This window comes from Cellulosimicrobium sp. NPDC055967 (assembly GCF_042269845.1).
Classification (GTDB): Bacteria; Actinomycetota; Actinomycetes; order Actinomycetales; family Cellulomonadaceae; genus Cellulosimicrobium.
The window spans coordinates 282,731-307,159 of record NZ_JBHJYJ010000004.1 but is presented as its reverse complement, the minus strand read 5'-3'; the positions used below and the strand labels follow the sequence as shown (position 1 = coordinate 307,159).

22 protein-coding genes are annotated in these 24,429 nt (G+C 73.9%); 15 read left to right on the top strand and 7 right to left on the bottom strand.

Translation table 11 applies throughout. The features are described from left to right. Positions 1-67: 67 nt before the first annotated feature. Entirely contained in the window at positions 68-553 is a 486-nt protein-coding gene (locus ACFC2L_RS08120; RefSeq protein ID WP_375823752.1) for an OsmC family protein, read from the bottom strand. Between the two features lie 116 nt (positions 554-669). Here ACFC2L_RS08120 and uvrC point away from each other — a divergent pair, with 116 nt between their 5' ends. From uvrC to ACFC2L_RS08075, 9 genes are all read left to right on the top strand, one after another. Beyond that, entirely contained in the window at positions 670-2,883 is a 2,214-nt protein-coding gene (gene uvrC / locus ACFC2L_RS08115) for an excinuclease ABC subunit UvrC (RefSeq protein ID WP_375823751.1), read from the top strand. Positions 2,884-2,903: 20 nt separating this feature from the next. Beyond that, entirely contained in the window at positions 2,904-3,890 is a 987-nt protein-coding gene (rapZ, locus tag ACFC2L_RS08110) for an RNase adapter RapZ (RefSeq protein WP_375823750.1), read from the top strand. Between the two features lie 3 nt (positions 3,891-3,893). Continuing rightward, positions 3,894-4,859 carry a uridine diphosphate-N-acetylglucosamine-binding protein YvcK gene (gene yvcK / locus ACFC2L_RS08105; RefSeq protein WP_375823749.1) on the top strand — a complete coding sequence of 322 codons (966 nt, stop codon included), beginning with the start codon at positions 3,894-3,896 and terminating at the stop codon, positions 4,857-4,859. An 85-nt stretch (positions 4,860-4,944) separates the two neighbouring features. Next, on the top strand, positions 4,945-5,925 hold the full coding sequence (gene whiA, locus ACFC2L_RS08100; RefSeq protein WP_047232822.1) for a DNA-binding protein WhiA: 981 nt from the start codon (positions 4,945-4,947) through the stop codon (positions 5,923-5,925). A 353-nt stretch (positions 5,926-6,278) separates the two neighbouring features. Beyond that, positions 6,279-7,283 carry a type I glyceraldehyde-3-phosphate dehydrogenase gene (gene gap / locus ACFC2L_RS08095; protein WP_087472154.1) on the top strand — a complete coding sequence of 335 codons (1,005 nt, stop codon included), beginning with the start codon at positions 6,279-6,281 and terminating at the stop codon, positions 7,281-7,283. Positions 7,284-7,441: 158 nt separating this feature from the next. Next, the gene (locus ACFC2L_RS08090) at positions 7,442-8,641 is read left to right on the top strand and encodes a phosphoglycerate kinase (RefSeq protein WP_375823748.1); all 1,200 of its coding nucleotides are present in this window, start codon (positions 7,442-7,444) and stop codon (positions 8,639-8,641) included. A 107-nt stretch (positions 8,642-8,748) separates the two neighbouring features. After that, positions 8,749-9,522 (top strand): triose-phosphate isomerase, encoded by a 774-nt coding sequence (tpiA, locus tag ACFC2L_RS08085; protein WP_375823816.1) that lies wholly within the window; start codon positions 8,749-8,751, stop codon positions 9,520-9,522. A gap of 207 nt (positions 9,523-9,729) precedes the next feature. Further along, positions 9,730-9,972: a preprotein translocase subunit SecG gene (gene secG, locus ACFC2L_RS08080; protein WP_375823747.1), complete on the top strand. Its 243-nt coding sequence runs from the start codon at positions 9,730-9,732 to the stop codon at positions 9,970-9,972. Positions 9,973-10,106: 134 nt separating this feature from the next. Further along, entirely contained in the window at positions 10,107-10,454 is a 348-nt protein-coding gene (locus ACFC2L_RS08075) for an RNA polymerase-binding protein RbpA (protein ID WP_047232819.1), read from the top strand. Between the two features lie 46 nt (positions 10,455-10,500). Here ACFC2L_RS08075 and ACFC2L_RS08070 read toward each other — a convergent pair whose 3' ends face one another. From ACFC2L_RS08070 to tkt, 6 genes are all read right to left on the bottom strand, one after another. After that, positions 10,501-11,187: an O-methyltransferase gene (locus tag ACFC2L_RS08070; RefSeq protein WP_375823746.1), complete on the bottom strand. Its 687-nt coding sequence runs from the start codon at positions 11,185-11,187 to the stop codon at positions 10,501-10,503. Next, complete coding sequence (gene pgl / locus ACFC2L_RS08065) at positions 11,184-11,972, bottom strand: 6-phosphogluconolactonase (RefSeq protein ID WP_375823745.1); 789 nt, start codon at positions 11,970-11,972, stop codon at positions 11,184-11,186. The genes ACFC2L_RS08070 and pgl overlap by 4 nt, the downstream gene beginning before the upstream one ends. Beyond that, positions 11,969-12,886, bottom strand: coding sequence for a glucose-6-phosphate dehydrogenase assembly protein OpcA (gene opcA, locus ACFC2L_RS08060; protein ID WP_375823744.1), 918 nt, complete (start codon positions 12,884-12,886; stop codon positions 11,969-11,971). The genes pgl and opcA overlap by 4 nt, the downstream gene beginning before the upstream one ends. A gap of 112 nt (positions 12,887-12,998) precedes the next feature. Continuing rightward, the gene (gene zwf / locus ACFC2L_RS08055) at positions 12,999-14,540 is read right to left on the bottom strand and encodes a glucose-6-phosphate dehydrogenase (RefSeq protein ID WP_375823743.1); all 1,542 of its coding nucleotides are present in this window, start codon (positions 14,538-14,540) and stop codon (positions 12,999-13,001) included. Positions 14,541-14,687: 147 nt separating this feature from the next. Further along, on the bottom strand, positions 14,688-15,827 hold the full coding sequence (gene tal / locus ACFC2L_RS08050; RefSeq protein ID WP_375823741.1) for a transaldolase: 1,140 nt from the start codon (positions 15,825-15,827) through the stop codon (positions 14,688-14,690). A 115-nt stretch (positions 15,828-15,942) separates the two neighbouring features. Continuing rightward, positions 15,943-18,105 (bottom strand): transketolase, encoded by a 2,163-nt coding sequence (gene tkt, locus ACFC2L_RS08045; RefSeq protein WP_375823740.1) that lies wholly within the window; start codon positions 18,103-18,105, stop codon positions 15,943-15,945. A gap of 354 nt (positions 18,106-18,459) precedes the next feature. Between tkt and ACFC2L_RS08040 the strand changes: the two genes are divergently transcribed. The 6 genes from ACFC2L_RS08040 to ACFC2L_RS08015 all read left to right on the top strand — a co-directional run bounded on the left by ACFC2L_RS08040 (position 18,460) and on the right by ACFC2L_RS08015 (position 24,371). Further along, positions 18,460-19,488, top strand: a complete 1,029-nt coding sequence (locus tag ACFC2L_RS08040; protein ID WP_375823739.1) for a heme o synthase — start codon at positions 18,460-18,462, stop codon at positions 19,486-19,488. Between the two features lie 30 nt (positions 19,489-19,518). Next, positions 19,519-20,472, top strand: a complete 954-nt coding sequence (xerD, locus tag ACFC2L_RS08035; protein ID WP_375823738.1) for a site-specific tyrosine recombinase XerD — start codon at positions 19,519-19,521, stop codon at positions 20,470-20,472. A 279-nt stretch (positions 20,473-20,751) separates the two neighbouring features. Continuing rightward, positions 20,752-21,582 (top strand): ParA family protein, encoded by an 831-nt coding sequence (locus ACFC2L_RS08030; protein WP_375823815.1) that lies wholly within the window; start codon positions 20,752-20,754, stop codon positions 21,580-21,582. Further along, positions 21,566-22,480 (top strand): segregation and condensation protein A, encoded by a 915-nt coding sequence (locus ACFC2L_RS08025; RefSeq protein ID WP_375823737.1) that lies wholly within the window; start codon positions 21,566-21,568, stop codon positions 22,478-22,480. The genes ACFC2L_RS08030 and ACFC2L_RS08025 overlap by 17 nt, the downstream gene beginning before the upstream one ends. Continuing rightward, on the top strand, positions 22,477-23,253 hold the full coding sequence (locus ACFC2L_RS08020; protein WP_375823736.1) for an SMC-Scp complex subunit ScpB: 777 nt from the start codon (positions 22,477-22,479) through the stop codon (positions 23,251-23,253). The genes ACFC2L_RS08025 and ACFC2L_RS08020 overlap by 4 nt, the downstream gene beginning before the upstream one ends. Continuing rightward, entirely contained in the window at positions 23,250-24,371 is a 1,122-nt protein-coding gene (locus tag ACFC2L_RS08015) for a pseudouridine synthase (RefSeq protein ID WP_375823735.1), read from the top strand. The genes ACFC2L_RS08020 and ACFC2L_RS08015 overlap by 4 nt, the downstream gene beginning before the upstream one ends. Positions 24,372-24,429 lie beyond the last annotated feature (58 nt).

Sequence of the window (24,429 nt, the reverse complement as noted above, 5' to 3'; positions counted from 1 at the left end):
GTCGTGACCCCGCGGCGACGCGTCCTCGGCGCGCCGCCGCGGGCGTCGACGACGGCGGGCGGGGTGCTCAGGCGGCGGCCCGTCGCGCGGGCGCCGGCTCGACGAGCACGCGGAAGTTCACCGAGCGCGCGATGAAGCAGTGGTCGTGCGCGCGCTGGTGGAGCGCGGCCAGCGCCTCCTCGTCGGTCCCCGGGCCGTCGTCGACCACGACGCGGGGGTGCAGCGTGACGTCCGTGAACTGCCCCTCGCCGCCGGACTCGACGCGCATGGTGCCGGTGACGTCGTCCACGTACTCCCGCACGACGACACCCGCCGCCGCGGCGAGGTGGAGGAACCACAGCATGTGGCACTGCGAGAGGCTCACGACGAACAGCTCCTCAGGGCTGTAGCGCGTCGGGTCGCCCCGGAACGCCGGGTCCGCGGACCCGGGCAGCGGCGGCCTCCCCTCGAGGAGCACGTCGTGGTCCCTGCCGTAGGCCGTGTAGGAGGCGGTGCCCCTGTCGCCCGCGCCCGTCCAGCGGACCGTGGCGGCGTACCCGTGCTGTGCACTCATGGCCGCCACCCTAGCGGGCGGTGGTGCAGGTCACACCACGTCTTTGCCGGCGTTGCGGCGGCCGCCGCACGTCCCCCGCCACCGCACCGTCGGTGGCCTCGCCTAGGCTGGAGAACATGGCTGATCCCGCGACGTACCGCCCGGCGCCGGGGGAGATCCCCACCTCGCCGGGCGTCTACCGGTTCCGCGACGACCACGGGCGCGTGATCTACGTCGGCAAGGCCAAGAACCTGCGTGCACGCCTGTCGAACTACTTCCAGGACGTCGCGAACCTGCACCACCGCACGCAGACGATGGTGACGACCGCGGCGTCCGTCGAGTGGACCGTCGTCGGCACCGAGGTCGAGGCCCTCGCGCTCGAGTACTCCTGGATCAAGGAGTTCGACCCGCGGTTCAACGTCAAGTACCGCGACGACAAGTCCTACCCCTACCTCGCCGTGACGATGGGGGAGGAGTTCCCCCGCGCCCAGGTCATGCGCGGCGCCAAGCGGCCCGGCACCCGGTACTTCGGCCCCTACGGGCACGCGTGGGCGATCCGCGAGACGCTCGACCTCCTGCTCCGCGTCTTCCCGGTGCGCACGTGCTCGGCGGGCGTGTTCAAGCGGGCCCACCAGACGGGCCGCCCGTGCCTCCTGGGGTACATCGACAAGTGCTCGGCGCCGTGCGTCGGGCGCATCACGCCCGAGGACCACCGGGCGCTCGCCGAGGACTTCTGCGACTTCATGGCGGGCGACACGCAGCGCTTCGTGCGCCGCCTCGAGCGCAAGATGAACGAGGCCGCCGCCGCGATGGAGTACGAGGCCGCGGCGCGCCTGCGCGACGACATCGTCGCGCTCCAGCGCGCGACCGAGAAGAACGCGGTGGTGCTCGGCGACGGCACCGACGCCGACGTGTTCGCGCTCGTCGGCGACGAGCTCGAGGCGGCCGTCCAGGTGTTCCACGTGCGCGGCGGGCGGATCCGCGGCCAGCGCGGCTGGATCGTCGAGAAGGTCGAGGACGTGACCGACGCGGAGCTGGTCGAGCACCTGCTCCAGCAGGTCTACGGCGCGGCCGAGGAGGCCGCGGCGGCCGACCCGGGGACCGGCCAGGGCCGGGCCGGCGCGCGCGACGTCGTCCCGCGCGAGGTGCTCGTCCCCGTCCTGCCGCCCGACACCGCGCAGGTCACGACGTGGCTCTCCGGCCTGCGGGGCGCGCGCGTCGACGTCCGCGTGCCGCAGCGCGGCGACAAGAAGGAGCTCGCCGCCACCGTGCGCGCGAACGCGGAGCACGCCCTCGCCCTGCACCGCACGCGCCGCGCGGGCGACCTCACGACGCGCAGTCAGGCGCTGCGCGAGATCCAGGAGGCGCTCGACCTCGACACCGCCCCGCTGCGGATCGAGTGCTACGACGTCTCGCACAACCAGGGCACGTACCAGGTCGCGTCGATGGTCGTGTTCGAGGACGGCCTCGCGCGCAAGAGCGAGTACCGCCACTTCACCGTGCGCGGGCCCGACGGCGACGGGGCCGCGGACGACACCGCGGCGATGTACGAGGTCATCACGCGCCGGTTCAAGCGCTACCTGTCCGACCGCTCGCGCTCGGGCGAGGTGGAGCTGGACCTCGAGGCCGACGACGTCGCGACCGGGTCCGACGCCGCGGGCCGTCGCGCGGAGCGGGCCGCGGAGGCCGCGGGGTACGTGCCGCGCAGCGGCGAGGTCGACGCCGACGCCCCCGTGGACAAGCGGGCGCGGTTCGCCTACCCGCCGAACCTGGTCGTGGTCGACGGCGGCCCCCCGCAGGTCGCGGCCGCCGCCCGGGCGCTGGCCGACCTGGGGATCGACGACGTCGCGCTGTGCGGCCTCGCCAAGCGCCTCGAGGAGGTGTGGGTCCCGGGGGAGGACTACCCCGTGATCCTCCAGCGCTCGTCGGAAGGGCTCTACCTGCTGCAGCGCGTGCGCGACGAGGCGCACCGGTTCGCCATCGCCCAGCACCGCAGGCAGCGCAGCAAGGGCATGACGGCCTCCGCGCTCGACGACGTCCCCGGCCTGGGGCCGGCACGGCGCACCGCGCTCCTCAAGCACTTCGGCTCGCTCAAGCGCCTGCGGGCGGCGAGCGCCGAGGAGATCGCGACCGTGCGGGGCATGGGCGAGCGCACGGCGCGCGCCGTCGTCGCCGCCCTGGGCGGAGCCGCGGAGCCGTCCCCGGGCGCGGCCCCCGCGGAGCGGTCGCCCGCCGAGGGCGACGTGCGCCCGGACCCCGTGCAGGACGCCGTGCGCGACGGCGTGGAGGACGACGTGCAGGACGGCGCGCGGGACACTCCGGTGGGCGACGGGGCCGCGGCCCGGGCGTGAGCGGCTGGCATGCTGGTGCCATGACCTCGGAGCCGACCCCGGACCTCAGCCCGCAGGGGCCGCCCGCCCGCGTGCCGGAGCCCTCGCCCACCACCGTCCCGAGCGGGATCCCCGCGATCGAGGCGGCGACCCACCCCCCGGAGGCGCGCGAGGCCGAGGTGCTCATCATCACGGGCATGTCGGGCGCGGGCCGCACGCGGGCCGCCGCCGTGCTCGAGGACCTCGACTGGTACGTCGTCGACAACCTGCCGCCGCGCATGATCGTCCCGCTCGTGGACCTCATGACCCGGTCGGGCTCGGCGCTCGAGCGCATCGCGGCGGTCGTCGACGTGCGCGGCCGCGAGTTCTTCACCGACCTCGTCGAGGTGCTCGACCACCTCCGGCAGAACGGGGTGTTCTACCGCATCCTGTTCCTCGACGCGTCCGACGAGGTGCTCGTGCGCCGGTACGAGCAGGTCCGGAGGCCGCACCCGCTGCAGGGCGAGGGGCGCATCCTCGACGGCCTGGCCGAGGAGCGACGCCTGCTCGCGAGCCTCGAGGAGCGCTCCGACGTCGTGATCGACACGTCCGAGCTCACCGTGCACGACCTCGCGCGCGAGGTCCGTGCCGCCGTCGCCGACGGCACGCCGGAGACGCTGCGCATCAACGTCGTCTCGTTCGGGTTCAAGTACGGGCTGCCCCTCGACGCCGACCACGTGGTCGACGTGCGGTTCCTCGCGAACCCGTACTGGATCACCGAGCTGCGCCACCTCACCGGCCGCGACGCCCCGGTGCGCGACTACGTGCTCGGGCGCCCCGGCGCGCTCGAGTTCATCGACCGGTACGTGAGCGCCCTGGAGCCGGTCCTCGCCGGATACCTGGGCGAGGAGAAGCGCTACGTGACGATCGCCGTCGGCTGCACCGGGGGCAAGCACCGCTCCGTCGCGATCAGCGAGGCGATCGCCGCACGCCTGCGCGCGCAGGGGCAGCGCGTCATCGTGACCGCCCGCGACCTCGGCAAGGAGTGATCGGTGGTCGCCAAGCGCAACCCCGCCGTCGTCGCCCTGGGCGGCGGCCACGGCCTGTCCGCGAGCCTCTCCGCGCTGCGCCTCATGTCCGACCGGCTGACGGCCGTCGTGACGGTGGCGGACGACGGCGGGTCGTCGGGGCGCCTGCGCTCCGAGCTCGGCGTGCTGCCCCCGGGGGACCTGCGCATGGCGCTCGCGGCGCTGTGCGACGACTCGGAGTGGGGCCGCACGTGGAGCGCGCTCCTGCAGCACCGGTTCACGTCCGAAGGGGACCTCGACAACCATGCGGTGGGCAACCTGCTCATCGTCGCGCTGTGGGAGCTCCTCGACGACCCGGTCGCCGGGCTCGACTGGGTGGGCAAGCTCCTCGGCGCGCGCGGGCGCGTGCTGCCCATGGCGGCGGTGCCGCTCGGGATCGAGGCCGACGTGCGGACCGGCGACCGCCTGGAGACGGTCGTCGGGCAGAGCCACGTCGCCGTGACCCACGGGCGCATCGAGCAGCTCCGGCTCGTGCCCGCGGACCCGCCCGCGTGCGCGGAGGCGGTCCAGGCCGTCGAGGAGGCGGACTGGGTCGTGCTCGGGCCGGGGTCGTGGTTCTCGTCGGTGATGCCGCACCTGCTCGTGCCCGAGCTCGCGCGGGCCCTGCACGAGACCAGCGCGCGACGCTGCGTGACCCTCAACCTGTCGAGCGAGACGGGGGAGACGTACGGGCTCTCCGCCACCGACCACCTCGAGGCCCTGCACAAGCACGCGCCCGGGCTCCGGATCGACGCCGTCGTCGCCGACCCGTCCGCCGTCGAGGACACCGAGCAGCTCGCGGAAGCGGCCGCGCGCATGGGGGCGCGGCTCCTCCTGCGGCAGGTGCGGCGCGGAGACGGCACGCCGCGGCACGACGCGCTGCGCCTGGCGGCGGCCTACCGGGACGTGTTCGACGACTTCCTCGGCGACGTCGGCTCGCCCGCCCGCTGATCCGCGCGCCGGGGCGCGCCGGACGGCCCTCGGGGCGCCCGGCCCGCCGCCGCGACGCGTCGGCATCGGTGGCAGGATGTCCCGCATGGCGCTCACGGCACAGGTGAAGGACGAGCTGGCTCGACTGCGGGTGGACAAGACCTCGTGCCGCAAGGCGGAGGTCTCGGCGATGCTCCGGTTCTCGGGCGGGCTGCACCTCATCTCGGGCCGCGTCGTCATCGAGGCCGAGCTCGACACGGCGATCGCGGCGCGCCGCCTGCGCGAGACCATCGCGGACGTCTACGGGCACACGAGCGAGCTCATCGTCGTGTCGGCGGGCGGGCTGCGCAAGAGCAGCCGCTACGTCGTGCGGGTCGTGCGCGACGGCGAGTCGCTGGCCCGCCAGACGGGCCTCCTGGACCAGCGCGGGCGGCCCGTGCGGGGCCTCCCGCCGCAGGTCGTCTCCGGCGGGGTGGAGGAGGCCGAGGCGGCGTGGCGCGGCGCGTTCCTGGCGCACGGGTCCCTCACCGAGCCGGGCCGGTCGTCGGCGCTCGAGATCACCTGCCCGGGACCGGAGGCCGCGCTCGCCCTGGTCGGCGCGGCCCGCCGCCTCGGCGTCTCCGCGAAGTCGCGCGAGGTCCGCGGCGTCGACCGCGTCGTGATCCGGGACGGGGACGCGATCAGCGCGCTCCTCACCCGCCTCGGTGCGCACGAGGCGGTCCTCGTCTGGGAGGAGCGGCGCGCCCGGCGCGAGGTGCGCGGGACCGCGAACCGGCTCGCGAACTTCGACGACGCGAACCTGCGCCGCTCGGCCCGGGCCGCGGTCGCGGCGGGCGCGCGCGTCGAGCGTGCCTTCGAGATCCTCGGCCCGGACCTGCCCGACCACCTGCGCGAGGCCGGCGAGCTCCGGCTCGCCCACAAGCAGGCGTCCCTCGAGGAGCTCGGGCAGCTCGCCGACCCGCCGCTGACCAAGGACGCCGTGGCGGGACGCATCCGCCGCCTGCTGTCGACGGCCGACAAGCGTGCCGCCGAGCTCGGCATCCCGGACACCGAGGCGGGGCTGAGCCCCGAGCTGCTCGACCTCTGAGCCGCCGTCCCGCGACGTGCCCGGCGCCCCGCGGGGCGACCGGCCCGGCACCTGGACGTCATGCACCGACGGGACGATGGTCCCGAACCGTGGGATCCAGGTCACACGCTGTCGTGGTGTTGGTATAGGCTCGGATGCGTCAGGTGACAACGACGTGCTCCTTCGCTGACACCCCTCGTGGGCGTGGGTGGTCCCGGCTGTCGCCGTGACGGTCCACGGGCACGGAGGGTGCTGTGCCGGGATCCCGGGCAGCGGGGCACGGGCGCGATCACCACCTGCGTACGACGGCGTACGTGATCGTTCGGCATCAACCGTGTGCGTCGGGACAACCGGCGCGCCCTGAGGAGGGCATTGTGACCATCCGCGTCGGTATCAACGGCTTCGGTCGTATCGGACGGAACTTCTACCGCGCCATCGTGGCGTCGGGCGCCGACATCGAGATCGTGGGCGTCAACGACCTCACGGACAACAAGACGCTCGCGCACCTGCTCAAGTACGACACGGTCCTCGGCCGTTTCCCGCTGAGCGTGGACTTCGACGACGACAACATCATCGTCGACGGCAAGAAGATCCGTGCCCTCGCCGAGCGTGACCCCGCGAACCTCCCCTGGGGCGAGCTGGGCGCCGACATCGTCATCGAGTCGACCGGCTTCTTCACGGACGCGACCAAGGCGAAGGCGCACATCGACGGCGGCGCCAAGAAGGTCATCATCTCCGCCCCGGCGAAGAACGAGGACGCGACGTTCGTCGTCGGCGTGAACTCGGACCAGTACGACCCGGCCGCGCACCACATCATCTCGAACGCGTCGTGCACCACGAACTGCCTCGCCCCGCTCGCGAAGGCGCTCAACGACTCGATCGGCATCGAGCGTGGTCTCATGACCACGATCCACGCCTACACGGGCGACCAGAACCTGCAGGACGGCCCGCACCGCGACCTGCGTCGCGCGCGCGCCGCCGCGCAGAACATCGTCCCGACCTCGACGGGTGCGGCCAAGGCCGTGTCGCTCGTCCTCCCGGAGCTCAAGGGCAAGCTCGACGGCTTCGCGCTGCGCGTGCCGGTCATCACGGGCTCGGCGACGGACCTCACGTTCACGGCCTCCAAGGAGGTCACGGTGGACGAGGTCAACGCCGCGGTGAAGGCTGCCTCGGAGGGCCCGCTCAAGGGCATCCTGTCCTACGTCGAGGACGAGATCGTCTCGAGCGACATCGTGACGGACCCGCACCAGAGCATCTTCGACTCGAAGCTCACCAAGGTGATCGGCGACCAGGTCAAGGTCGTCTCCTGGTACGACAACGAGTGGGGCTACTCGAACAGCCTCGTCGCGCTGACGCAGCTCGTCGGCGACAAGCTCTGAGCGACCTGCTGACGCAGCACGACCCTGCGTAGCAACCATGCGTCCGCGTGCGCGTCCCGGCACCGCCCGGTGACGCGCACGCGGACGTCCTCATGTGCGGGCCCGGCCGGTCCTCGGCAGGCGCCCCGTACGACGGCGACCGAACCGTAGGAGACCGCATGAACACGATCGACTCCCTGGGCGACCTGCGCGGCAAGCGCGTCCTCGTCCGCTCCGACTTCAACGTCCCGCTCGACGGGACGACCATCACGGACGACGGCCGCATCCGTGCGGCGCTGCCGACGCTGAAGAAGCTCACCGACGCCGGCGCGAAGGTGATCGTCACCGCGCACCTGGGCCGCCCCAAGGGCGAGCCGGACGCGAAGTACTCGCTCGCGCCCGTCGCGGCCCGCCTGGGCGAGCTGCTCGGCGTGCCGGTCCACCTCGCGCAGGACGTCGTCGGCGACTCGGCGCGCGAGACCGTGGCCGCGCTCGGCGAGGGTGAGGTCGCGCTGCTCGAGAACATCCGGTTCGACCCGCGCGAGACGTCCAAGGACGACGCGGAGCGCCAGTCGCTCGCCCAGGACCTCGCCCAGCTCGCGGACGTGTTCGTCTCCGACGGCTTCGGCGTCGTGCACCGCAAGCAGGCGTCGGTCTACGACGTCGCCCAGGTGCTCCCGTCCGCCGTGGGCGAGCTCGTCCTCAAGGAGGTCGACTCGCTGCGCAAGGCGACGGAGGACCCGGCCCGCCCGTACGCGGTCGTGCTCGGCGGCTCGAAGGTCTCGGACAAGCTCGGCGTCATCGCGAACCTGCTCACCAAGGCCGACCGCCTGCTCATCGGCGGCGGCATGGTCTTCACGTTCCTCGCGGCGAAGGGCTACGGCGTCGGCAAGTCCCTCCTCGAGGAGGACCAGATCGACACGGTCAAGGGCTACCTCGCGGACGCGGAGAAGAACGGCGTCGAGATCGTCCTGCCGACCGACATCGTCGTGGCGGACGCGTTCGCCGCGGACTCCCCGCACGAGGTCGTCGCCGCGGACGCGATCCCGGCGGACAAGATCGGCCTCGACATCGGCCCCGAGTCGGCCCAGCTCTTCGCCAGCAAGATCGTCGACGCGAAGACGGTCGTGTGGAACGGGCCCGCGGGCGTGTTCGAGTTCGAGGCGTTCTCGGGCGGCACGCGTGCCGTGGCCCAGGCGCTCGTCGACGCGACCGCGAACGGCGCGTTCACGATCGTCGGCGGCGGCGACTCGGCCGCCGCGGTCCGGATCCTCGGCTTCGACGAGTCCGGCTTCAGCCACATCTCGACCGGCGGCGGCGCGAGCCTCGAGTTCCTCGAGGGCAAGGACCTGCCGGGGATCTCCGTCCTCGAGGGCTGAGCGCCCCTCCCGAACCATCCTCACGCACCGCCCGCGGCACGTCGTGCGCGGGCGGTGCGACCCCCACAGAGAGAAGAAGGACCGTGGCGAACAGCCGTACCCCGCTCATGGCGGGCAACTGGAAGATGAACCTGGACCACCACCAGGCGACCCACACCGTGCAGAAGCTCGCGTGGACCCTCAAGGACGCGAAGCACGACTACGCGGCCGTCGAGGTCGCCGTGCTGCCGCCCTTCACCGACCTCCGGTCGGTGCAGACGCTCGTCGACGCGGACAAGCTCGAGCTGAAGTACGGCGCCCAGGACGTGTCCGCGCACCTCGAGGGCGCGTACACGGGCGAGATCTCGGCGACGATGCTCGCCAAGCTCGGCGCGAGCTACGTCGCGATCGGCCACTCGGAGCGCCGGCAGTACCACGCCGAGACCGACGCGCAGGTCAACGAGAAGATCGTCGCCGCCGTGGGTCAGGGCATCGCCCCGATCCTGTGCGTGGGCGAGGGCCTGGACGTGCGCAAGGCCGGCGAGCAGATCTCCTACACGCTGGCCCAGGTCGAGGGCGCCCTCGCGGGCATCCCCGCCGCCCAGCTCGCGACGCTCGTCATCGCGTACGAGCCCGTCTGGGCCATCGGCACGGGCGAGGTCGCGACGCCGGAGGACGCGCAGGAGGTCTGCGGTGCCATCCGCGGCGCCCTGGGCGACCTGTACGACGCCGACCTCGCGAACGCGACGCGCATCCTGTACGGCGGCTCCGTGAAGTCGTCCAACGTGGCCGCGATCATGGCGCAGCCCGACGTCGACGGCGCGCTCGTCGGCGGCGCGAGCCTCGACCCCGAGGAGTTCGCCAAGATCGCGCGCTACCAGTCGCACGCGACCGGCGCCTGACCTCCGCGAGACCCTCGCACCGACGGCCCCGGGAGCGGATCCCGGGGCCGTCGGCCCGTGGCGTGAGACGCCCCCGGCCGGGGTTGGCCGCAGCGGCCCCCCGTCGCCTACTCTTGTCCCCTGTGCAGCAGGTCACGCCTGCGCACGACAACCGTGCGGTCGCGCTCGACATCGGTCGGGACGGCCCTGAGCCTCAAGGACGTACTCGTGGACGTGCTGCGCATCATCCTCCAGATCCTGCTGGTCCTCTCCAGCGGCTTCCTCACCCTGCTCGTGCTCATGCACAAGGGCAAGGGCGGCGGCCTCTCCGACATGTTCGGCGGCGGGATCTCGAGCTCGGTGGGCAGCTCCGGCGTCGCCGAGCGCAACCTCAACCGGATCACCGTGGCGTTCGCCCTCGTCTGGGCGGTCGTCATCGTGCTCCTGGGGCTGCTCCAGAAGGTGAGCTGACGTCGACCTCGGGCGCCCTGTGAGGGCGTCCCGGGGTCGAGCAGGGCTCGCGGAGTCGGCAGGGGGCAGCCGCGCCGGACGGCGCGGTACGGGCAGGATCGAGTGCCGACGACGGCATGGACGGGGGAGAGCACGTGGCAGGTGGTAACGCGATCCGCGGGTCGCGCGTCGGGGCGGGACCGCTCGGGGAGTCCGAGCGCGGCGAGATCGCGCCGCGCTTCTGGGTCTCCTACTGGTGCGCGAACGGCCACGAGACGCGACCCAGCTTCTCCTCGGAGGCGGAGATCGAGGCGCCCGAGACCTGGGACTGCCCGCGCTGCGGGTTCCCGGCCGGGCAGGACCGGGAGAACCCGCCGACGCCGTCGCGCAACGAGCCCTACAAGACGCACCTCGCCTACGTGAAGGAGCGTCGCAGCGACGAGGACGGCGTCGCGATCCTCGACGAGGCGCTCGCCGCGCTGCGTGCCCGCCGCGGTCGCTGACCGGGCGCGCTGAGCCCGAGGCCGAGCCGCTCGCCTCGCCGTCGGCTCAGCGCACGCGCGCGAGCACGAACCCGTCGTAGCCCTTGGACCCCACGGTCTGCAGGGCCGTGGCGTCGAGCCGCGGGTCCGCGACGACGCGGTCGACCATCTCCCGCACCCCGCGCACGTTCGGGTCGGTGCTCCCCGCGTCGGCGACGGCGCCGCCGCGGACGGTGTTGTCCACGACGATCAGCGTGCCGGGGCGGGACAGCCGGAGCGCGAGGTCGAGGTAGACGGGGTTCGACGGCTTGTCGGCGTCGACGAACGCGAGGTCGAACGGCTCGACGCCCTCGTCGACGAGGCCCCGCAGCGTGTCCGCGGCCGGGCCGAGCACGACGTCGACGATCCCCGCGAGACCGGCCTCGGCCAGGGACTCCCGCGCGACCGCGACGTGCGCGGCGTCGATCTCGCACGTGACGAGCGCGCCGTCGGGCGGCAGCGCGCGGGCGAGCCAGATCGTCGAGTAGCCGCCGAGCGTCCCGACCTCCAGCACCCGGCGCGCGCCGGAGGCGAGCGCGAGGAGCTGGAGGAACCGGCCCTGCGCGGGGGAGACCTGGATCTCCGGCAGGCCGGCGGCGCGCGCCCTCGCACCGGCGGCGGCGAGCACGTCGTCCTCGCCCACGAGCGGGCCGAAGTACGCGTCGACCGCGTCCCACGTCGCCGTGGGGTCCACGTGCTCGCCGCCGGCCGTCATCGGTCGGCGTCCCGCGTGCCCGCCGCCGCGGCGTCGACGAGCCACAGCGTGCGCTCGGTGCCGCTGACCGCGGCCGCCGGGGTCTCGGACGCCGGGGCTCCGCCGAGCGCCGACGCGACGGCCGGTGCCTTCTCCGCGCCCGCGGCGACGACCCACACCTGACGGGCTCGCGCGACGGCCTCGAAGGTCAGCGTCACGCGCTCCGGCGGCGGCTTGGGCGAGCCGTGGACGCCGGCGGTCGGGACGCCCGTCACGTCGAGCCCCGGGTGCCCGGGGAAGAGCGACGCGACGTGGCCGTCGGGTCCCATCCCGAGCAGGAGCACGTCGAACGCGGGCACCTCGGCACCGTCCGGCGCGTGCCCGGCGAGCGTCGCCGCGTACGCCGCGGCCGACTCCTCGGGGGTCGCCGCCACGTCGGCCGCGGGCATCGGGTGCACGTTCTCGGCCGGGAGCTGAGGCAGGTGGGCGAGCAGCGCGTCGCGCGCCTGCGTCTCGTTGCGGTCCGGGTCCCCGGTGGGCAGGAAGCGCTCGTCGCCCCACCAGAGGTGCACGCCCGACCAGTCGACGGCGTCGCGGGCCGGGTGGCGCTCGAGCGCCGCGAGGCTCGCGATGCCGACGGTGCCGCCGGTGAGCACGACGTGCACCGGGCTGCGCACCGACTGCACGTCGAGCAGGCGCGTCACGAGCCGCGACGCGACGGCCTCGGCGAGGACGTCCGCGTCCGGGTGGACGACCACGAGACGCCCGTGCGACGCGTGCGCGTCGCCGGGCCGGGCGGCGGTCACGCGCCCACCTTCTGCAGGCCCTTGGTGAGCACCTCGCCGTAGATCTCGTCCGGGTCGAGGCGGCGCAGCTCCTCGATGAGGGCCTCGCTCAGCGTCCGGATGGGCAGTGCGACGCGGCGGTCGGGCTTGCCCGGCTGGCTGATCGTCACGATGCGCCCGTCGGGGCGGTCGAGGATGATCGGCCCGCTCTTGCGCTCGAGCGTGACGCGCGTGATCGCCTCGGCCCCGCGACGGCGCACGACCTGCGAGGGGCAGCGCAGCCGAGAGCCGAGCCACGCCGCGAGCAGGTCGAGCGAGGTGTGCTTCGCCTGCCCCTCGACCAGGACGTTCGTCACCGGCTCGTACGGCGGCTGGTCGAGCGCTGCGGCGATGAGGCCGCGCCACAGCGTCACGCGCGCCCACGCGAGGTCGGAGTCCCCGGGGCCGTACGTCGTCGCGAGCTGCGCGAGCGTCGCCTCGGGGTCCTTGGACGTGATCGAGTCGGTGATGCGGCGCTGGGCCATCGCGCCGACCGGGTCGTCGTCGACCGACGCGGGGGGCTGGCCCGGCCACCACACCACGATCGGCGCGTCCGGGAGCAGGAGCGGCATGACGAGCGTGTCGGCGTGCTCGAGCAGGGGCCCCGCGGTCCGCAGCACGACGACCTCGGACGCGCCGGCGTCGCCGCCCACGCGGATCTGGGCGTCGAGGTGCGGGACGGTGCTCCGGCCGGACGGCGCCACGACGATGACGCGGCACGGGTGCTCACGGCTCGCGTCGTTCGCGGCCTCGATCGACGTCTCGACGTCGGACTCGCGCGCGATGACGACGAGCGTGAGGACGCGGCCGAGCGCGATCGCGCCGCCCTCGTCGCGCAGCCGCACGAGGCGCTTGTTCACCGCGTTCGTCGTCGTGTCGGGCAGGTCGATGATCATCGCGGGGTCCTCGCCGGTCGGGAGGTCGTGCGGCCCTGCGGCGCACGACGGGGTCGGGGGGTCTCTCTCAGGGGCGCCGCGCTCCGCGGGGCCGGCGCCGGGGCGGCGGCCGTCACGGGCGCCGCCACGAGCGGCCGTCGCGCGCGAGCATCGCGTCGGCCGACTCGGGCCCCCACGTGCCGGACCGGTACTGGTCGGGCGTGCCGCGGGAGGCCCAGTGGGCGGTGATCGGGTCGAGGATCTTCCACGAGAGCTCGACCTCCTCGCGCGTCGGGAAGAGCGGCGGGTCGCCGAGCAGCACGTCGAGGATGAGCCGCTCGTAGGCCTCGGGGGAGGACTCGGTGAACGCGTGCCCGTACCCGAAGTCCATCGTGACGTCGCGGACCTCCATCGCGGTGCCGGGGACCTTCGCGCCGAACCGCATCGTCACGCCCTCGTCGGGCTGGACGCGGATGACGAGCGCGTTGTTGCCCAGGTCGGAGGCCTGCGAGGTCTCGAACGGCAGGTGCGGGGCCTTCTTGAAGACGACGGCGACCTCGGTCACGCGACGCCCGAGGCGCTTGCCCGTGCGGAGGTAGAACGGGACGCCCGCCCAGCGGCGGTTGTCGATGTCCACGCGGATCGCGGCGTAGGTCTCGGTCGTCGAGTCCGCGGGGATGCCGTCCTCGTCGAGGAAGCCGATGACCTCCTCGCCGCCCTGCCACCCGGCGGCGTACTGGCCGCGCGCGGTGTGCTTGGACAGCTCGCGCGGCAGGCGCACGGCCGACAGCGCCTTGATCTTCTCGGCGCGCAGCGACGGCGCGTCGAACGACACGGGCTCCTCCATCGCGACGAGCGCGAGGAGCTGGAGCAGGTGGTTCTGGATGACGTCGCGCGCGGCGCCGATGCCGTCGTAGTAGCCCGCGCGGCCGCCGATGCCGATGTCCTCGGCCATCGTGATCTGCACGTGGTCCACGTAGTTGGCGTTCCAGATGGGCTCGAACATCTGGTTGGCGAAGCGCAGGGCGAGGAGGTTCTGGACCGTCTCCTTGCCGAGGTAGTGGTCGATGCGGAACACCGAGTCGGGCGGGAAGACCTCCGACACGACGGCGTCCAGCTCGCGGGCGCTCTCGAGGTCGTGGCCGAAGGGCTTCTCGATGACGACACGGCGCCAGGCGTCTCCTTCGGAGCGGGAGAGCCCGGAGCGGGAGAGCTGCCGGCACACGACCGGGAACGCGCTCGGCGGCACCGAGAGGTAGAAGGCGTGGTTGCCGCCCGTGCCGCGCTCGGCGTCCAGCGTCTCGACGGTCTCGCGCAGGCGCTCGAAGGCGTCCTCGTCGTCGAACGTGCCCTGCACGAACCGGATCCCCTCGGCGAGCTGCCGCCACGTCGCCTCACGGAAGGGCGTGCGCGCGTGCTCCTTGACGGCGTCGTGCACGACCTGCGCGAAGTCCTGGTCCTCCCAGTCGCGGCGCGCGAAGCCTGTGAGCGCGAAGCCCGGGGGGAGCAGGCCGCGGTTGGCCAGGTCGTACACCGCGGGCATGAGCTTCTTGCGGGCGAGGTCGCCCGTGACGCCGAAGATGACGAGCCCGCAGGGGCCCGCGATCCGGGGCAGGCGCAGGTCGAGGGGGTCGCGCAGCGGGTTGTGCTCTGGCGTGATCTTGGCCGGTCTCACCTGGTGGCACCGTTCCGTTTCGAGGAGGGGTCGGGAGGACTGCAGAAGGACTGAGGCGTGTGCGGATGATACGGGCGGCTCGCGCTGGCGCGCCGTCGTTCCCGCAGGTCGGACGCGTGCCCGCCGGGGCGGGCACGCGTCGGTGGGTCAGGAGCCGGCGGCGTCGCGCAGGCCGTCGCGCGTCGTGGCGAGGAGGTCGGTCCAGCTGTCCTCGAACTTGCGCACGCCCTCCTCCTCGAGGCGGTCGGTGACCTCGACGAGCGAGACGCCGAAGGACTCGACGGTCTCCAGGGTGCGGCGGGAGGCGGCGGCGGTGCCGGTGACCGTGTCGCCCGTGACGACGCCGTGGTCGGCGAACGCCTGCAGCGTCGCCTCGGGCATGGTGTTGACGATCCCGTCGGTGACGAGCTCGTCGACGTACATCGTGTCGCGGTACTCGGGGTTCTTCACGCCGGTCGAGGCCCACAGCGGGCGCTGCGGGCGCGCGCCGGACGCGGCGAGCGAGCGCCACCGGTCGGTCTGGCGGAACTCCTCGTACGCCTCGAACGCGAGGCGCGCGTTCGCGATCGCGGACTGCCCGCGCAGGTCGAGCGCCTCCGGGGTGCCGACCTTCTCGAGCGCGGCGTCCACCGCGGTGTCCACGCGCGAGACGAAGAACGACGCGACGGAGCCGACGGGCGCGAGGTCGATGCCGTCCGCCCGCGCCTGCTCGAGCCCGATCGCGAAGGCGTCCATGACGGCGCGGTAGCGCGCGAGCGAGAAGATGAGCGTCACGTTCACGCTGATGCCCTGCGCGAGGGTGCGGGAGATCGCGTCGAGCCCGGCGACCGTCGCGGGGATCTTGATGTAGACGTTGGGCCGGTCGATGGTGGCCCACAGCCGCTCGGCCGTGACGACCGTCTTGTCGGCGTCGTGCGCGAGGCGGGGGTCGACCTCGATCGACACGCGCCCGTCGACGCCGTCGGTCGCGTCGTAGACCGGGCGCAGCAGGTCCGCGGCGGCGCGCACGTCGTCCGTCGTGATCCGCTCGACGGCGGCCTCGACCGCCGCGTCGTCCACGCCGGCGGGCGCGAGCTCGGCGAGCTGGGCGTCGTAGGCGTCGCCCTTCGCGAGCGCCGACGCGAAGATCGTGGGGTTCGTGGTCACGCCGACGACGCCGCGCGTCGCCACGAGGTCGGCGAGGTTGCCGGTGCGCAGCCGTTCTCGGGAGAGGTCGTCGAGCCAGATCGACACTCCCGCTCCCGTGAGCTGCTCGATGGGGCCGGGGACGGTGGGGGACTGCGTCATCGGACTTCCTCTCGGTGGTGCTCTCGCTGCGGGCGTGCGCCCCGGGGCGTGCGTGGCTCCCCGGGGCAGCCCGAGGTGGGGCCGCGCACGGCCCCACCTCGGAATCTACGAAGGGTCAGCGCTGGTCGCCAGTGCCACCCTCCGACGGCGTCGGCGCGGCGCCCGGGGCGTCGTCGCCGCGCGCCGCGGCGATCGACTCGCGCGCCGCCGTCGCGACGGCCTCGGACGTGATGCCGAACTCGCGGTACAGCACCTGGTAGTCGGCCGAGGCGCCGTAGTGCTCGAGGCTCACGGAGCGGCCGGCGTCGCCGACGAGCTCGCGCCAGCCCTGCGCCACGCCCGCCTCGACGGACACGCGCGCGCGGACGGCGGCCGGCAGGACCGACTCGCGGTAGGCGGCGTCCTGACCGTCGAACCACTCGCGGCTCGGGAGGGAAACGACGCGCGCCTGCACGCCCTCGCCCGCGAGGATCTCGCGCGCCTCGACGGCGAGCTGCACCTCGGAGCCGGTGCCGATGAGGATGACGTCGGGCGTGCCGTCGGTGTCGAGCAGCACGTAGCCGCCGCGGGCGGTGCCCGAGGCGTCGGCGTAGCCCTCGGTGCCGCGCGGGAACGTCGGGACGTTCTGGCGCGTGAGGATGATGCCCGCCGGGCGCTCGGTGTTCTCGAGGATCGTGCGCCAGGCCCACGACGTCTCGTTCGCGTCGGCCGGGCGGACGACGTCGAGGCCCGGGATGGCGCGCAGCGCGGCGAGGTGCTCGACGGGCTGGTGCGTCGGGCCGTCCTCGCCCAGGCCGATCGAGTCGTGCGTCCACACGAACGTCGTCGGGATCTCCATGAGCGCGGCGAGGCGCACCGCGGGGCGCATGTAGTCGCTGAACTGGAGGAACGTGCCGCCGTAGGCGCGCGTGCCGCCGTGCAGGACGATGCCGTTGAGGATCGCGCCCATGGCGTGCTCGCGGATGCCGAAGTGCAGCGTGCGCCCGTACTCGTGGCCGGGGAACTTCTTGGTCGCGTGCTCGACGGGCACGAACGACGGCTCGCCGTCCATGGTCGTGTTGTTCGAGCCGGCGAGGTCGGCCGAGCCGCCCCACAGCTCGGGCAGCACGTCCTTGAGCGCGGTGAGGACCTTGCCCGACGCGGAGCGCGTCGCGACGGCCTTGCCCGCCTCGAACGTCGGCAGCGCGTCCTCCCAGCCGGCCGGGAGCTCGCGGTTCTCGAGGCGGCCGAGCAGCTCGGCGCCCGACGGGTTCGCCGTCTTCCACGCCGCGAAGGCCGTGTCCCAGGCCGCGCGCGCGTCGCCCTGGCGCTCGCCGACGGCGCGCGTGTACGCGAGCACCTCGTCGTCGATCGCGAAGCTCGCCTCGGGGTCGAGGCCGAGCTCGATCTTGAGGCCCTTGATCTCGTCGGCGCCCATGGCCGAGCCGTGGATGCCGCCGGTGTTCTGCTTGGTCGGCGACGGGTAGCCGATGATCGTGCGCAGCGCGATGATCGACGGCTTGCCGGTCTCCGCCTTGGCGGCCTCGATCGCGGCGTGCAGCGCGTCGACGTCCTCCGCGTAGCCGGTGCCGCCGTTGGTCCAGTCGACCCGCTGGGTGTGCCAGCCGTACGCCGCGTAGCGCGCGAGGACGTCCTCGGTGAACGCGATGTCCGTGTCGTCCTCGATGGAGATCTTGTTGTCGTCCCAGATGACGACGAGGTTGCCGAGCTGCTGGTGGCCGGCGAGCGAGGACGCCTCGCTCGTCACGCCCTCCTGCAGGTCGCCGTCGGACGCGATGACGTAGACGTGGTGGTCGAACGGCGACTCGCCCGGGGCGGTCGACGGGTCCAGCAGACCGCGCTCGCGGCGGGCCGCGAAGGCCATGCCGACGGAGGACGCGAGGCCCTGGCCGAGCGGGCCGGTCGTGATCTCGACGCCCCGGGTGTGCTTGTACTCGGGGTGGCCGGGGGTCTTGGAGCCCCACGTGCGCAGGGCCTCGATGTCCGCCATCTCCAGGCCGTACCCGGCGAGGAAGAGCTGGAGGTAGATCGTGAGCGACGAGTGGCCCGCCGAGAGCACGAACCGGTCGCGGCCGACCCAGTGGTCGTCCGACGGGTCGTGGCGCATGACCTTCTGGAACAGGAGGTAGGCGGCCGGCGCCAGCGAGATCGCGGTGCCGGGGTGGCCGTTGCCCACCTTCTCCACCGCGTCGGCGGCGAGCGCCTTGATCGTCTTGACGGCCCGGTCGTCCAGGTCCGTCCAGTCCAGGGGCGTGTGAGCAGGGGACAACGCGTTCACCGAACCTCATTCCCGTCCGGAGCGCGCGCCCCGGATCCTCGCGACAACTCGAAACAACCGTTGAACATTTCCCGACCTCACGCCTCAGGGGGCGGGGCGGCCCGGTGCCGGTCACGTCGTCCGCGGGCCACAGGTCTTGACGGGCGGTCCGACGCGGGACGGTTGCAGGTCCAGCCTATACGCGGACGCCGTTCGTGCCCGGGCGGTGCCCACGTGCTGGATTTCGGTCGGATGTCACACAATCGCCCGGCCCGTCCGGTCGGCCCCGGCACAGGCGGGGACGTACGATGAGCGAGGACGACCGGCGGTCCGTCCCCAGCTCGCCCCCCACCTCAGAACGGAACACCGAAGCGCGTGCACACCACGAGCCAGGCACCGATCGACGGGACCGGAAGCCCGTCTGGTGCCGCGTCGACCCAGCAGCCGTCCTCGCCGACGAGCCCCGCGACCTCCGTCGCCCCGACGGCCGAGGCCGCGCGCGCGACCCTCGCCCTGCGCGAGCGCCTCGGCGCCTACGTCGCGCTGACCAAGCCGCGCATCATCGAGCTCCTCCTCGTGACCACGGTCCCGACGATGATCCTGGCCCAGGGCGGGCTGCCAGGCATCGGGCTCATCCTCGCGACGCTCGTGGGCGGCACGCTCGCGGCCGCCTCGGCGAACGTCTACAACTGCTACCTCGACCGCGACATCGACGAGGTCATGAACCGCACCAAGCGGCGCCCGCTCGTCACGGGCGAGGTGACGCCGCGGGCCGCGCTCGTGTTCGCGACCGTCCTCGGCGTCGTGTCGCTCGTCTGGTTCGCGCTCCTGGTCAACGTGGTCTCGGCGTGGCTGACGTTCGCGGCGATCGCGATCTACGTCGTCGGCTACACGATGATCCTCAAGCGCCGCACGCCGCAGAACATCGTCTGGGGCGGCATCGCGGGCTGCATGCCGGTGCTCATCGGCTGGTCGGCCGTCACCGGGTCGCTCAGCTGGGCCGCGCTCGCGCTGTTCCTCGTCATCTTCTTCTGGACGCCGCCGCACTACTGGCCGCTGTCCATGAAGTTCAAGCGCGACTACGCCAACGCCGGCGTGCCGATGCTCCCGGTCGTCGCGGACGACCGCAGGGTCGCGCGCGAGATGATCGTCTACGGCGTCGCGATGGTCGCCTCGTCGCTCGCGCTGTGGCCGCTCGCCGGCATGACCTGGGTCTACGGCGTCGTCGCCACCGTGCTCGGGGTCTGGTTCCTGTCCTCGTGCGTGACCATGCTGCGCCGCGCCCGGGACAAGGCCGCCGGCAAGGGCGGCAAGGTCGGGGAGATGAAGGTCTTCCACGCCTCGATCACGTACCTCACCCTGCTCTTCGTCGCGGTGGCGGTCGACGTCTTCCTCCCGCTGTGAGCCCGGCCGTGCCGGGAGGACGGTAGGACGATGGGCTCCGGCGAGGCGCACGTGCCCGAGGCGCTGGACCGCGCCGCGCGCGAGTACCTCGCGCACCTCGCCGTCGAGCGCGGCCTGTCCGCGAACACCGTCGCCGCCTACCGGCGTGACCTCGCGCGCTACGTCGCGTTCCTCGCCTCCCGGGGCAACCACGCCGTCCGCGAGGTCGAGGCGGACGACGTCGCGGCGTACGTCACCGCGCTGCGGACCGGGGCCGACGGCGGGGCGAGCCTCTCGCCCGCCTCCACGGCGCGGTCCGTGGCCGCCGTGCGGGGCTGGCACCGCTTCTGCGCGGCGGAGGGCCTGGCCGACGCCGACGCGTCCGCCGACGTGCGCCCGCCCGCCCAGGGCAGGCGGCTGCCCAAGGCGATCTCGACCGACGAGGTCGCGCGCATCCTCGAGGCCTCCGGCGTCGGCGACGGCCCCGGGCCCCTGCGCGACCGCGCGCTGCTCGAGCTCGTCTACTCGACCGGCGCGCGCATCTCGGAGGCCGTGAGCCTCGACGTCGACGACCTCGACCTCGGGACCGGTGCCGTCCGCCTGCTCGGCAAGGGCGGCAAGGAGCGCGTGGTGCCCGTCGGCTCGTTCGCGCGGCGCGCGCTGGACGCCTACCTGGTGCGCGGGCGCGCGGGGCTGGCCGCGCACGGTCGCGGCACGCCCGCCGTCTTCCTCAACACGCGCGGCGCGCGCCTGTCGCGGCAGAGCGCGTGGGCCGTGCTGCGCACCGCCGCCGAGCGCGCGGGGATCGACCACCCGGAGCGGATCTCGCCGCACACGCTGCGGCACTCGTTCGCGACGCACCTGCTCGCGGGCGGCGCCGACGTGCGCGTGGTCCAGGAGCTCCTGGGGCACGCGTCGGTGACCACGACCCAGATCTACACGCTCGTCACGCCGGACACGCTGCGCGAGGTGTACGCCGCCGCGCACCCTCGCGCGCTGGGCTGACCGGGCCGCTCGCCGGTCGTCCGGCGGCCGTCCGACGGCCGGACGCCGGGAACGCGGCGCGCGGGCGCGTGCGCACGAGCGGCGGCGAGGTCCTGCGATACCGTGGCGGACGTGAGCAGCCAGGCCGAGACCCAGCCCGAGACGCGCGGCGCGCAGAGCTCGCACGGCGACGCCGTCCGTCCGGCCGCACCCGTGACTTCCGCCGAGCGCGGCGTCGCCCCCGCCGTCGACCACGCCACGAACGGCGCGAGCCACGACGCCGCCGAGGCGCCCACCGACGTGGTCGGCCGCCCCCTGCCCGAGTTCCCGGTCCCCGCGCCGCTCGCGGCGCACGGCCCCGGACGCATCATCGCGATGTGCAACCAGAAGGGCGGCGTCGGCAAGACGACGACCACCATCAACCTCGGTGCGACGCTCGCCGAGTACGGCCGCAAGGTCCTGCTCGTCGACTTCGACCCGCAGGGGGCGGCCTCCGTCGGGCTCGGCGTCAACCCGCACGAGCTCGACCGCACGGTCTACAACCTGCTCATGGAGCGGGGCGCGGACATCCACGACGTGCTCGTCCCGACGGACGTCGAGAACCTCGACCTCCTGCCCGCCAACATCGACCTGTCGGCCGCCGAGGTCCAGCTCGTCGGCGAGGTGGCGCGCGAGTCCGTCCTGTCGCGCGTGCTGCGGCCCGTCGTCGACGACTACGACGTCATCCTCGTGGACTGCCAGCCCTCGCTCGGCCTGCTCACGGTCAACGCGCTCACCGCCGCGCACGGCGTCCTCATCCCGCTCGAGTGCGAGTTCTTCGCGCTGCGCGGCGTGGCGCTGCTCGTCGAGACGATCGAGAAGGTGCGCGACCGCCTGAACCCGCGTCTCGAGATCGACGGGATCCTCGCGACGATGTTCGACTCGCGCACGCTGCACTCGCGCGAGGTCGTGGCGCGCGTGCACGAGGCGTTCGGCGACAAGCTGCTCCAGACCGTCATCGGGCGCACGGTGAAGTTCCCCGACGCGTCCGTCGCGGCCGAGCCCATCACCGTCTACGCGCCGACCCACCCCGGCGCCGTCGCGTACCGGCAGCTCGCCCGGGAGCTGGTCGCCCGTGGCGACGCCGCCTGAGACCGAGCCGGCGCGTCGAGGGTTCGAGGTCCGCCTCGACAACTTCAGCGGCCCGTTCGACCTGCTGCTGTCGCTCATCACCAAGCACAAGCTCGACATCACCGAGGTCGCGCTCGCGCGCGTGACGGACGACTTCATCGCCTACATCCGCGACGCCGAGCGTGCGGCCGCCGCCGCGCGCGCCGCGGGCGAGGACCACCCCGGGTGGGACCTCGGGACCGCGAGCGAGTTCCTCGTCGTGGCGGCGACGCTGCTCGACCTCAAGGCCGCGCGCCTGCTGCCCACGGGCAGCGTCGAGGACGACGAGGACCTCGCCCTCCTCGAGGCGCGCGACCTCCTGTTCGCCCGGCTGCTGCAGTACCGCGCGTACAAGGACGTCTCGGGCGTCCTCGCGGAGCGGTTCGAGAGCGCGGGTCGGCGTTTCCCGCGCGTCGTGCAGCTCGAGCCGCACCTCGCCGCGCTCCTGCCCGAGCTCGTGTGGACCATGGGGCCCGACCAGCTCGCCGCGCTCGCGGCCCGTGCCCTCGCGCCCAAGGCGCCCCCGCCCGGCGTCTCGCTCGACCACCTGCACGCGCCCGCGGTGAGCGTGCGCGAGCAGGCGGGGATCGTCGTGGAGCGCGTGCGCAGCCACGGCACGACGACGTTCCGCGCCCTCGTCGCGGACGCGGGGGAGACCGCCGTGGTCGTCGCCCGGTTCCTCGCGCTGCTCGAGCTGTTCCGCCAGGCGCTCGTCGCGTTCGACCAGGTGACGCCGCTCGGCGAGCTCACCGTGCGGTGGTCGGGCGACGACGACGCTCCGGAGCCCGCCCTCGCCGACGTGGGCAGCGAGTTCGACGAGGGCGACGACCCCGAGCCGGTCGACGCCCCCGCCCCCACCGACCAGGAGGTCCCCGCGTGACGCAGCCCGACGGCGCCCCCGCCCTCGAGGAGGTCCTCGCGCCCGCCGTGCACGACCTCCCGGGCGGCCTGCCCGCCGCCCTGGAGGCGGTGCTCATGGTCGCGGACGAGCCGATCCCGGTCGTCGAGCTCGCCGCGGCGCTCGCCGTCCCCGTCGACGAGGTGCTGAGCGCGCTGCACGAGCTCGCCGCCGAGTACCGCGGCGACGACGGCGCCCGGCCGCGCGGGTTCGAGCTGCGCGAGGCGGGCGGCGGCTGGCGCGTGTACTCCGCGCCCGCGCACGCCGACGTCGTGGGCCGGTTCGTGCAGGGCGGGCAGACGGCGCGGCTCACGCAGGCGGCGTTGGAGACTCTGGCCGTGATCGCGTACCGTCAACCGGTCAGCCGCGGCCAGGTGTCGGCGGTGCGAGGGGTCAACGTGGACGGCGTGGTGCGCACTCTCGTGGCGCGCGGGCTCGTGGCCGAGGTCGGTCAGGACCCGCACACCGGCGCCGGCCTGTTCGGCACCACGGGCTACTTCCTCGAGCGCATGGGCTTCACGTCGCTCGACGAGCTGCCCCCGCTCGCGCCGCACCTGCCGGACATGGACGACCTCGAGGGCCTCGACGGGCTCGCCGACCTGCGCGCTCCCGCGCGGCCGACGGGCGTCGCGGCGCCGACGGACGCTCCCGGCGTCGCGGCTGACGACGCGGACGGCGCACCGGCGCCGACCGCCACGACACCGGGCGTGACGCGCGACGTCACGCACGGACCGACGGACGAAGGACACGCATGAGCTCGAAGGACGGACGCCGCTCCGGCGACGGAGGGCGCGGGCGCACGCCCCGCGACGGGGCGGGCGACGCACGCCGCGGCGGGAACGGCGACGCGCGTCGCGGCGGCCCGCGGGGCGGCGACGGCGCACGCACGGGCGGCGCGCCCCGGCGCGGCGGCTCGTCCGCGCAGGGCTCGTCCGCGGGCCGCAGCGCGGGCGACGGCCGGGAGCAGGGCACCGGTCGTGGCCAGGGCGCCGGTCGGACGACCGGCGCGGGCCGCGGCGCGGCTGCTGGTCGGGGTCGCCCTGGCTCGGGTCGCGGCACGGCGGCTCCCCGCGCCGGTCAGGCGGCGGGCCGACCGCGCCGTCCCGTGCGCGGGCAGCCCAGCGAGCCCCAGCGGGACGTGCACGTCGAGGACGGCGTGCGCCTGCAGAAGGTGCTCGCCTCGGCCGGGCTCGGCTCGCGCCGCGCGTGCGAGGAGCTCATCTCCCAGGGGCGCGTCGAGGTCGACGGCGTCCGCGTGACCGAGCTGGGGGTGCGGATCGACCCGGAGCGCGCCGTCGTGCACGTGGACGGGATGCGGCTGCAGCTCGACTCGTCGCGCGTGACGCTCGCCCTCAACAAGCCGCGCGGCGTCGTGTCGACGATGCACGACCCGGAGGGTCGGCCCTCGATCGCCGATCTCGTCGCGGACCGCCCCGAGCGCCTCTTCCACGTCGGGCGCCTCGACGCCGACAGCGAGGGCCTGCTCCTGCTGACGAACGACGGCGAGCTCGCGAACCACCTCGCCCACCCCTCGCACGAGGTCGCCAAGACGTACCTCGTCACGGTGCGCGGCAAGGTGCCGGGCAACGTCGCCAACAAGTTCCTGCACGGCATCGAGCTCGAGGACGGCGTCGTGCGCGCGGACGCGTACCGCGTCGTCGACCAGGTCGCGGACCAGACGATGATCGAGGTCGTGCTGCACTCGGGGCGCAACCGCGTCGTGCGGCGCATGTTCGAGGAGGTCGGCTTCCCCGTGACGCGCCTCGTGCGCACGCGCATCGGACCCGTCGCGCTCGGCAACCTGCGCCCCGGGACGACGCGCGTCCTCGGCCGCACGGAGCTCGGCAGCCTCATGGCGGGGGTCGGGCTCTAGAGCCTGACGCATCCGTACCACCACCCGACGGACCGCCGTGAGGCGGGCCGTCCCGCGA